At 71.2% G+C, this 9960-nt stretch carries 10 protein-coding genes; 9 read left to right on the forward strand and 1 reads right to left on the reverse strand.

Annotated elements, in window-relative coordinates:
* From gmk to VIM54_RS04630, 9 genes are all read left to right on the forward strand, one after another.
* Positions 1–645: guanylate kinase (gene gmk / locus VIM54_RS04590; protein WP_331899554.1), on the forward strand; the 645-nt coding region annotated here is incomplete at its 5' end.
* Positions 646–659: 14 nt separating this feature from the next.
* A complete protein-coding gene (rpoZ, locus tag VIM54_RS04595) occupies positions 660–926 on the forward strand; it encodes a DNA-directed RNA polymerase subunit omega (RefSeq protein ID WP_147782328.1) in 267 nt (88 codons plus the stop codon).
* A gap of 20 nt (positions 927–946) precedes the next feature.
* Entirely contained in the window at positions 947–2149 is a 1203-nt protein-coding gene (gene coaBC, locus VIM54_RS04600; protein WP_331899557.1) for a bifunctional phosphopantothenoylcysteine decarboxylase/phosphopantothenate--cysteine ligase CoaBC, read from the forward strand.
* 57 nt (positions 2150–2206) lie between these two features.
* Complete coding sequence (metK, locus tag VIM54_RS04605) at positions 2207–3415, forward strand: methionine adenosyltransferase (protein ID WP_331899559.1); 1209 nt, start codon at positions 2207–2209, stop codon at positions 3413–3415.
* A 2-nt stretch (positions 3416–3417) separates the two neighbouring features.
* The gene (locus VIM54_RS04610; protein ID WP_331899561.1) at positions 3418–5409 is read left to right on the forward strand and encodes a primosomal protein N'; all 1992 of its coding nucleotides are present in this window, start codon (positions 3418–3420) and stop codon (positions 5407–5409) included.
* A 29-nt stretch (positions 5410–5438) separates the two neighbouring features.
* Entirely contained in the window at positions 5439–6359 is a 921-nt protein-coding gene (fmt, locus tag VIM54_RS04615; RefSeq protein WP_331899570.1) for a methionyl-tRNA formyltransferase, read from the forward strand.
* 5 nt (positions 6360–6364) lie between these two features.
* Positions 6365–7774: an RsmB/NOP family class I SAM-dependent RNA methyltransferase gene (locus tag VIM54_RS04620; RefSeq protein WP_414673170.1), complete on the forward strand. Its 1410-nt coding sequence runs from the start codon at positions 6365–6367 to the stop codon at positions 7772–7774.
* A gap of 9 nt (positions 7775–7783) precedes the next feature.
* Positions 7784–8446: a ribulose-phosphate 3-epimerase gene (gene rpe / locus VIM54_RS04625; RefSeq protein WP_331899564.1), complete on the forward strand. Its 663-nt coding sequence runs from the start codon at positions 7784–7786 to the stop codon at positions 8444–8446.
* Positions 8447–8481: 35 nt separating this feature from the next.
* A complete protein-coding gene (locus tag VIM54_RS04630) occupies positions 8482–8856 on the forward strand; it encodes an FKBP-type peptidyl-prolyl cis-trans isomerase (protein ID WP_331899566.1) in 375 nt (124 codons plus the stop codon).
* Positions 8857–8892: 36 nt separating this feature from the next.
* Here VIM54_RS04630 and VIM54_RS04635 read toward each other — a convergent pair.
* Positions 8893–9960, reverse strand: a 1068-nt coding sequence (locus VIM54_RS04635) for a molybdopterin molybdotransferase MoeA (protein ID WP_331899568.1), incomplete at its 5' end; no start/stop codon positions are given.

The following is a 9960-nucleotide window of genomic DNA, read 5'->3' on the forward strand; positions in this document are numbered from 1 at the left end:
GGGCTCGGCGTGCGGCAGCGTCGACGCCTGCGCGAGTGGCTCGATCGCCGGGAGAATCGCGGTCAGGAGCAGGAGCAGGAGCAGGAGCTTGCTCGTCTCGTGGTGCTCGCCGGCCCCACCGCCGTCGGCAAGGGCACCGTCTCCACGTACATCCGGGAGAACCACCCGGACGTGCACCTGTCCGTCTCGGCGACGACGAGGTCGCCCCGCCCGGGCGAGGTTGACGGGGTCAACTACTTCTTCGTGAGCGACGAGCAGTTCGACCGGCTGATCGAGACCGGGCAGATGCTCGAGACGGCGACGGTGCACAACGCGTTCCGCTATGGCACCCCTCGGGAGCCCATCGAGGAGGCGCTCGCGCGCGGCCAGAGTGTGCTGCTCGAGATCGACCTCCAGGGTGCACGATCGGTGCGCATGGCGATGCCGGAGGCGGTGCTCGTGTTTCTGCTGCCGCCGACGTGGGAGGAACTCGTGCGCCGGCTGATCGGCCGGGGCACCGAGGATTCGGTCGAACAGCAGCGCAGGCTCGAGACGGCGAAGGTCGAATTGGCCGCCCAGGACGAGTTCGATTACCGGGTCGTCAACCACGAAGTCAGCCAGGCCGCCCGCGAGGTCGTAGACTTGATGGCAATCCCCAAGAAATAACAGGAGTATCACGCATGGTTGAACGCGCCAAGGGCATCATCGATCCGCCCATCGACGAACTGCTGTCGAAGGTCGACTCGAAGTACGCGCTCGTGATCTTCGCGTCCAAGCGGGCCCGCCAGATCAACGACTACTATGCCGACCTCCACGAGGGAAGCCTCTTCGACAACGTCGGACCCCTCGTCGACTCGACGATCGACGACAAGCCGCTGTCGGTCGCAATGCACGAGATCAACGAGGACAAGCTCGTCGTGAAGGCGCTCGCCGAACCGGCCGAGTAACTTCCCTCTAGGCTCCTCGTATGAGTGGCCAGCTGAACATCGTCGTCGGGATAACCGGCGGCATCGCGGCGTATAAGGCCGTGGCCGTGGTTCGTGCCCTCGTGCTCGCCGGGCACGACGTGCACGTGGTGGCGACGGATGCGGCGCTGCGATTCGTGGGCAAGCCCACGCTCGAGGCGATCAGTCGCAACCCCGTGCACACCGACCTCTACGAGGGGGTGGCGGAGGTGCGGCACGTGGCGATCGGGCAGGCAGCCGACCTCATCGTCGTCGCGCCGGCCACCGCCAACACCATCGCAAAGCTCGCCGTCGGCCTCGCCGACGACCTCCTCGGCAACACCATCCTCGCGAGCCGGGGGCCGATCGTGCTCGCCCCGGCGATGCACACCGAGATGTGGCAGAACCCCGCGACCGTCGCGAACGTCGCCACCCTGAGATCCCGGGGCGTGACGATCGTCGGACCGGGCGTCGGACAGCTGACCGGCGCGGACTCCGGGCCGGGCCGCATGGTCGAGCCGGACGACATCGTCGCCGCCGCCCTCGCCGTGCTCGTTCCGAAGGACCTCGCCGGGCGCCGGATCGTCGTCAGCGCCGGCGGCACGCGGGAGGCCCTCGACCCAGTGCGCTACATCGGTAACCGCTCGAGTGGCAGGCAGGGCGCAGCCATTGCGATCGCGGCCGCCGCGCGCGGGGCCGACGTCACGCTCGTCGGGGCGAACCTCGAGATCGACGCCCCGGCATCCATCCACGTGCAGCACGTCGTGTCCACGCTCGAACTGGCGGATGCCATGGCGCTCGCGGCGCAGACCGCCGACGTGATCATCATGGCGGCCGCCGTCGCCGACTACCGGCCGGAGAAGATCGCGGAGTCGAAGATCAAGAAGGACGAGCACGGCGATCGCCTCACGCTCGAGCTCGTGCGCAACCCGGACATCCTGGCCTCCCTCGGCGAGAACCGCCGCCCGGGCCAGGTGATCGTGGGGTTCGCCGCGGAGACCGAGGCCGACCGTGATCGACTGCTCGAGCTCGGCCGGGCGAAGGTGGCGCGAAAGGGCAGCGACTTTCTTGTCGTCAACAGGGTGGGTTGGAACGAGGGCTTCGCCACGGAAGGCAACACGGTCATCGTGCTCGACAGGCGCGGCGATATAGTGATTGAGGCTTCAGGCAGCAAGGCGTCGGTCGCTGGTCGTATTCTCGACGTTCTGGTGCGTCCCGGGGGATGATCGACTCAGCCGTTCGCCCTGCCGCATGACACGAGACACATTCCTAGCGAGGCAGACATGACCGCATCAGCGCACGTACCCCTACGCCTCTTTACGTCAGAGTCGGTGACTGAGGGTCACCCGGATAAGATCTGCGACCAGATCTCGGACAGCATCCTGGATGCCCTGCTCGCCGTCGACCCGCACAGTCGCGTGGCCGTCGAGACCCTGGTCACCACCGGTCTCGTGCACGTCGCCGGCGAGGTCACCACCTCCGGTTACGTCGACATCCCGACGATCGTGCGCGACCGCATCTGGAACATCGGCTACAACTCCTCCGAGGTCTGGTTCGACGGCCGGTCGTGCGGCGTCTCGGTGTCCATCGGCGGCCAGTCACCGGACATCGCGCAGGGCGTCGACGACGCCTTCGAGAGCCGCGAGGAGTCGAGCGGCGACGACCTCGACCGGCAGGGAGCCGGCGACCAGGGAATCATGTTCGGCTACGCCACGACCGAGACCCCAGAGTATATGCCGGTGCCGATCTGGCTCGCCCACCGCCTGGCCGAGCGGCTCGCCGAGGTGCGCAAGACCGGGGTTGTGGACTACCTCCGGCCCGACGGCAAGACGCAGGTGACGATCGGCTACGACGGGATCGTGCCGCGCACCGTCGAGACCGTGGTGCTGTCGACCCAGCACTCGCCGCTCGTGAGCACCCAGACCCTTCGCGCGGAGATCGAGGAGCTCGTCATCCGCCCGGTGCTCGACCGCATCGAGCTCGACAGCGTCGACCCGCGCGTGCTCATCAACCCCACCGGACGGTTCGAGATCGGTGGCCCGCAGGGCGACGCCGGGCTCACCGGCCGCAAGATCATCGTCGACACATACGGCGGGGCCAGCCGCCACGGTGGAGGGGCCTTCAGCGGCAAGGACCCGTCGAAGGTCGACCGCTCGGCCGCCTACGCCATGCGCTGGGTCGCCAAGAACGTGGTCGCGGCCGGGCTGGCCGACCGCCTCGAGGTGCAGGTGGCCTACGCGATCGGCAAGGCCGCGCCGGTCGGGCTCTACGTGGAGTCCTTCGGCACGGCGCACGTGGCGGAGGCGTCGATCATCGATGCCATTCGCGAGGTCTTCGATCTGCGCCCGGCGGCGATCATCCGCGACCTCGACCTGCTGCGCCCGATCTACGCCGCCACCGCCACCTACGGCCACTTCGGGCGCGAGCTTCCCGAGTTCACCTGGGAACGGCTCGACCGCGTGGACGACCTGCGCAGCGCTGCCGGGCTTTAGCCGTGTCCGCCTCGGCGCGAGTCGCCCGGGTGCTCATCGATTCGCCGCTGCCGCAGCTCGACCGGCTCTTCGACTATCGCATTCCGTCGGAGCTCCTCGCCGAGGCGGTGCCGGGCGTGCGGGTGAAGGTGCCGTTGCGCTCGGCGGGGCGCGTGGCCGACGGGATTATCGTCGAGGTGGGGGATGCCGGCGGCTACACCGGTGTGCTGAGCGACCTCGACTCCGTGGTGTCCCCGGTGCGCATCCTCACCCCGGAGGTCTGGTCCCTCGCGCGGAGACTCGCGGATCGCGCGGCCGGCAACGCCAGCGACATCGTGCGTCTCGCCGTGCCCAGGCGGCAGGTGCGGGTGGAGAAGGCCTGGCTGGCCGGCGAGTCGGTCGAGACCGCCGTGCCGGTGCACACTGTCGCCGTCCCCGGCTTCGACACGGCCCGGTTCGAGTCTGCCCTCGCCGGGGGCGAGCGGCTCGCCGTCGATTCCGTGCCGATCGTGGTGGAGGTTCCCGGCGGTCGCTGGGTCGGCCACTGGGCCACCGAGATGGCGGCGACGGCGACGCTCGCGCTCGCGCGGGGCGGCTCCGCCATCCTGTGCGTTCCCGACTACCGCGACCAGGAGCAACTCGTGGCCGCGCTCGAGGCGGTGCTGCCGCCCGAGCGTGTCGTGCACCTCGACGCGCGGCAGTCAAACCCCGACCGTTACCGCGCGGTGCTCGCCTGCCTCGGCGAGACCCCGCTCGCCATCGTCGGCAACCGCTCCGTCGTCTACGCCCCGGCCGCGAGGCTCGGCCTGATCGCGATCTGGGACGACGGCGACCCGCTGCACGTCGAACCGCTCAGCCCGTACGTGCACGCCAGGGATGCCGCGCTCGTGCGCCAGGAGCAGCAGGGCAGCGCGCTGTTCTTCTTCGGCCACGCCAGGAGCACCGAGGTGGAGCGGCTCGTGGAACTCGGCTGGCTCGGCGAGGTCGGGCCGGAGCGCTCGTACCAGCCGCGGGTGATCCCCACCTCGCAGCAGCCGGGGCAGGACAGGCTCGCGGCCCAGGCCCGCATCCCCTCGAGCGCGTGGCGGGAGGCGAGGGCGGCCCTCGAACACGGCCCGGTTCTCGTGCAGGTGGCGCGGCCCGGCTACGCCCCCCGACTGTCCTGCGGCACCTGCGGCCAGACGGCCCGCTGCGCCAAGTGCGACGGCCCGCTCGGACTCCGCAGCGCCCGCGCCGTGCCGTCCTGCGGCTGGTGCGGGGCGATCGCCGCAGCCTGGGCCTGCGGCAACTGCGAGGGAACGAAGCTCCGCCTCGTCGGCCAGGGCGCCGGCCGCACCGCCGAGGATCTCGGCCGGGCGTTCCCCGGCGTGCGGGTGATCATCGCCGACGGCGAGCGGCCGATCCTCACCTTAGGGTCCGAGCCGGCGCTCGTCATCGCCACCCGGGGAGCGGAGCCGGTCGCGGCCGGGGGCTACCGGGCCGTGCTGCTGCTCGACGGGGAGCGGATGATCGCCAGGGAGAGCCTGCGGGTGGGCGAGGACTGCCTGCGCTGGTGGTGCAACGCCGTCGCCCTGGCCGCCCCGGGCGCCACGAGCGTGCTGGTCGGCGTGGGGGGAGCGCTCGCCTCCGCTCTCGCCACCTGGCGGCGCTCGGACTATGCGCGGTCGGAACTCGCCGACCGCCGCCGGCTGCGGTTCCCGCCGGCCGTGCGCGTGGCGACCGTCACCGGCGGGGAGGATGACGTGCAGCGGGCCGTCGAGTCCATCGCGGGCATCGAGCGGGTCGACGTGCTCGGCCCGGTGGAACTTGCGGCGGGCGGCGTGCGGGCCATCGTGCGGTTCGACTACGGGGAGGGCGCGCCCGTGGCATCCGCCTTGCGCGCCGAGGTCATCCGCAACGCCACCAATCGCCGAAAGCGCGCGGGTGGGGCGGCGGGGCGCGCGCCACTGCCTACACTTAAAGTCCGCTTCGACGACGCACTGTCGTTCGACAACACCGAGCAGGTTCTCGGCTGACTACCGGAACGAGCTGACGAATGAGGGAAATGGAGCTGGTCTTCGCCGGCAGCCCGGCGGCCGCCGTGCCGAGCCTCGCGGCGATCGCGGCGAGCCGGCACGAGCTGCTCGCGGTCGTCACCCGCGAGGACTCGCCGCAGGGCAGACGCGGGGAGCTTACGCCGACCCCGGTCGCGGCGGCGGCGGCCGAACTCGGCTATCCGGTGATCAAGGCCAATCGCCTCGCGGGGGCTGCCACCGAGGCGGTCGCCGAGCTCCGGCCGGACCTCGGCGTGATCGTGGCATACGGCGGGCTCGTGCGCGAACCGCTGCTGTCGCTGCCCCGGCTCGGCTGGATCAATCTGCACTTCTCGCTCCTGCCCCGCTGGCGCGGTGCCGCCCCCGTGCAGCGGGCGATCATGGCGGGCGACGACCTGACCGGGGCATCCGTGTTCCAGCTCGTGCCGGAGCTCGACGCCGGGGACGTGTTCGGCCACCTCACGCAACCGATCGGCGCGCACGAGACCGCCGGGCACCTGCTCGACTCGCTCGCCCTCTCCGGCGCCGAGCTGCTGCTCCGCGTCGTCGACGCGCTGGCCGACGGCACGGCGCGTGCCGTTCGGCAGCACGGCGACGTGACCCTCGCTCCCAAACTCGAACTGGAGGATGGCCGCATCGACTGGACGGAACCCGCGACGACCGTGCTGAACACGATCCGCGGAGTCACTCCGGAACCCGGCGCGTTCACCACCCTGGACGGGCTGAGACTCAAGGTGCTCGACAGCCAGATCGCCAGGGACGAGCCGCGTCTCGCGCCCGGGCACCTCGCGCTGTCCGGGCGTCGGCTGCTCGCCGGCACCGGGAGCGAGCCCCTCGAACTGCTCTCGGTGCAGCCGGCGGGCAAGAAGGCGATGCGCGCCGCAGACTGGTGGCGCGGCCGCGCGGCCGGCTCGTCGCTGGTGGCCCAGTGAGCGGCGTGCGCGGCGAACGCCGCCGAGACGCCCGGCCGCCCGCCCCGGTCGGCCGCGTGCAACCCGCGCGCCGGGTGGCGATCGAGGTGATCATGGCCGTGCGGGAGTCGGATGCCTACGCAAACCTCCTGCTTCCGGTGAAGCTCGAGCGCGCGCGACTCGGCCAGCAGGACGCGGCGCTCGCGACGGAACTGACCTATGGCACCCTGCGCCAGCAGGGCTACTACGACGCCGTGATCCGACTCGCGGCCAACCGCCCGACCGAGGAGATCGACTCGCCGATCCTCGACGTTCTGCGGCTCGGTGCCCACCAGCTGCTGTCGATGCGGGTGGCCCAGCACGCCGCCGTCGACGAATCCGTGTCCCTCGCCCACGAGGTCGGAACACGTTCTGCCGCCGGCTTCGTCAACGGGGTGCTGCGCACAATCTCACGCAGCACTCCGGACGAGTGGCGCGCGAGAGTGATGGCCAGCCCCCGCAGCGACGACGAGCGACTGTCGCTCGAGCATTCGCATCCGGTGTGGGTAGTTCGGGCCTTCCGCCGGGCGCTGGCCGCCGAGGGCAGGGCCGAGGAGCTCGAGGACCTGCTCATCGCAGACAACTTCGCCCCGCGGGTGAGCCTCGTCGCCCTTCCCGGCCTCGCCACCATCGCCGAGATCCGAGGCGCGCAGAAGGCGAAGTACTCCCCGCTCGCCGCGGTGAGCGACGGCGGGGACCCTGGGCTGTGGCCGGCGGTCGACGAGGGGCGCGCGCGAGTGCAGGACGAGGGTTCGCAGCTCGCGGCCCTCGCGCTCAGCCGGGCGAAGCCGATCGTGCCGGGGGAGCGCTGGCTCGACCTCTGCGCCGGTCCGGGCGGCAAGGCGGCTCTGCTCGCGGCGGAGGCGCTCGAGGGCGGGGCGACGCTGGTCGCCAACGAGGTCACCCCGGCGAGGGCCGAACTGGTGCGCAAGGCGCTCTCGGTGTTCGCCGACCCGCCCCAGGTGCTCGAATTCGACGGCAGGACGGTCGGCGCGCGGTTGCCCGGGCAGTTCGACCGCATCCTGATCGACGCGCCGTGCACGGGCCTCGGGGCGCTGCGGCGCCGACCGGAGGCGCGCTGGCGCAAACAGCCGAAGGATGTCGCTGAGCTCGCCGTGCTGCAGGCCGAGCTGCTGGAGTCCGGCCTCACGGCGCTCGCGCCCGGCGGCATCCTCGCCTACGTCACCTGCTCGCCTCATCTCGCCGAGACCAGGGTCGTCCTGGACACCGTGCTCGCGAAGACGGACGGGATTGTCAGGCTCGATACCCCGTCCGTGCTCGCGGGGGTGACGAAGCGCCCGCTCGACCTCGGCGACACCGGGCTGCACGTGCAGCTGTGGCCGCACCGCCACGGCACGGACGCCATGTTCATCTGCCTGATGCAGCGTTCCCTCTAGGCTCGACTCATGACCGTGCGAATCAATCCGAGCATCCTGACGGCCGATTTCGCGAACCTCGAGCGTGAGCTGGGCCGCATCGCGACCGCGGATCTCGTGCACGTGGACGTGATGGACAACCACTTCGTGCCCAACCTCACCTTCGGGCAGCGGATGGTCGAGTCGCTGCAGCGGGTGACGCCCCTGCCGCTCGACGTACACCTGATGATCGACGATCCTGACCGGTGGGCGCCCGGCTACGCGGAGGCCGGCGCGTACTCGGTGACCTTCCACGCCGAGGCGGTCGGCGATGCCGTCGACCTCGCCAGGCGGCTGAGGGACATCGGCGCCCGCGCCGGCCTCGCGGTGAAGCCGGGCACGCGGATCGAGCCGTACCTGGAACTGCTGCCCGAGTTCGACCAGGTGCTCGTGATGACGGTTGAACCAGGATTCGGCGGCCAGAGCTTCATCAGGTCGACGATGCCCAAGCTCGGCCTGCTCCGCGACGCCGTGTCCCGGCTGGGGCTGGACATCTGGCTCCAGGTGGACGGCGGCATCAACGAGGAGACCATCGTGGCCGCCGCCGAGGCGGGGGCCGACACGTTCGTCGCGGGGTCGAGCGTCTTCAACGGCGGCGACTCGGCAGTGCAGATCGCGGCGCTCCGGGCCGCAGCGGCCGCTCACGCACACTGAACATGCAGTCGCGCCGACTCTGCTTGAATTGACCCATGACTGAGTCCAACAAGACCAAGCCCGAGATCGAGTTCTACGACGGGGAGGCTCCCGTCGAACTCGTCATCAGCGACATCGAGATCGGCACCGGGGCCGAGGCAAAACCGGGCGACACCGTCGACGTGCACTACCTGGGCGTCGACTTCGAGACGGGGGAGGAGTTCGACTCCTCCTGGAACCGCGGGCAGTCGGTCGACTTCCCGCTCGCCTCGCTCATCGCCGGCTGGCAGGTCGGAATCCCCAGCATGAAGGTCGGCGGGCGCCGGCAGCTCATCGTGCCGCCCCACCTCGCCTACGGCGAAGCGGGTGGCGGGCACCGGCTCTCCGGCCGCACGCTCATCTTTATCATCGACCTGCTCGGGGTGCGCTAACCCCGACGTCGAGAGCGGACGGCGGCGCGGCAGCGCTCAGCCCCGGCTCCACGGCAGGGCGACGGTCTCGGCCGCCTCGCCGGCCTGAACGCCGGTCGGCGGCACAATGAGCACTGCCGCGGCATCCGAGAGGCCGCGCATCATGCCGGAGCCGAGCCACTGGTTGGCGACCGCGTGGCCGTCGAGAACGCGGTAAGGCACGAGGATGCTCGACCCGGGCCGTCCAGGCAGGGAGTCGGCGGTGGCCACCGAGCCGACCGTTGGCTCCGGCCTTCCGCCGAGCGCGGCGATCACCGGTTCGACGAGGGTGAGCAGGCCCATCATCGCGGCGAGCGGGTTGCCGGGCAGGCCGACCAGCAGGCGCCCGTCCGGCAGCCGAGCGAGCAGGCTGGGGCCGCCAGGGCGCATCGCAACCCGGGTGATCAGCAACTCCGCGCCGAGCGACCGAAGCGCGGCATGGATGTGGTCAACGGGCGAGTCTCCGGTGCCCCCGGTCGTGATGACCAGGTCGGAGTCGTGCTGGCCATCGCCGAGCGCGGCGACCGTTGCCGCGAGGTCGTCGCGCACGCGACCCTCCGAGATCACGATTCCGCCGAGCATGCCGAGCACTGCCGGAAGTTGCGGCCCAAAGCTGTCCCGCACCTGGCCAGGGCCGGGGATGCCGGACTCCACCACCTCGTCCCCGGTGAAGAGCAGCGCGATCCGCGGTCGCTGGATCACCGAAAGCACATCGTGGCCACCCGCCGCCGCCACGGCGATGTGCGCCGGGTTGATGAGCGTGCCGGCGGCGATCAGAACATCGGAGAGCCGTGCCTCGCCCCCCGCGGCGCGAACGTGCTGGGCCGGGCGAGGCTCGTCGGTGGTCGACGAGAGCACGGACCGACCAGCCTGGTCGCGCACGCTGCCGCTCTCGCTGCGCAGCACGGCATCCGCGCCATCCGGTATGAGGCCGCCGGTCTGCACCACCGACGCCGTGCCCGGGGCGAGGGCGCCGGTGGTGATGGCCCACGGGCCGTCGCCACGTACCGCCCAGCCGTCCATGGCCGACGACGCGTAGTGCGGCAGGTCGCACAGTGCGAGCACGTCGGCGGCGAGCACGCGGCC

It is taken from the genome of Lacisediminihabitans sp. (assembly GCF_036569425.1).
Lineage (GTDB): Bacteria > Actinomycetota > Actinomycetes > Actinomycetales > Microbacteriaceae > Lacisediminihabitans.

Excerpts from the sequence above, each read along its gene's own strand:
- fmt (WP_331899570.1), top strand. The coding sequence starts at position 5,439 with ATGGAGCTGGTCTTCGCCGGCAGCCCGGCGGCCGCCGTGCCGAGCCTC.
- rpoZ (WP_147782328.1), top strand. The coding sequence starts at position 660 with ATGGTTGAACGCGCCAAGGGCATCATCGATCCGCCCATCGACGAACTG.
- rpe (WP_331899564.1), top strand. The coding sequence starts at position 7,784 with ATGACCGTGCGAATCAATCCGAGCATCCTGACGGCCGATTTCGCGAAC.
- metK (WP_331899559.1), top strand. The coding sequence starts at position 2,207 with ATGACCGCATCAGCGCACGTACCCCTACGCCTCTTTACGTCAGAGTCG.
- VIM54_RS04630 (WP_331899566.1), top strand. The coding sequence starts at position 8,482 with ATGACTGAGTCCAACAAGACCAAGCCCGAGATCGAGTTCTACGACGGG.
- coaBC (WP_331899557.1), top strand. The coding sequence starts at position 947 with ATGAGTGGCCAGCTGAACATCGTCGTCGGGATAACCGGCGGCATCGCG.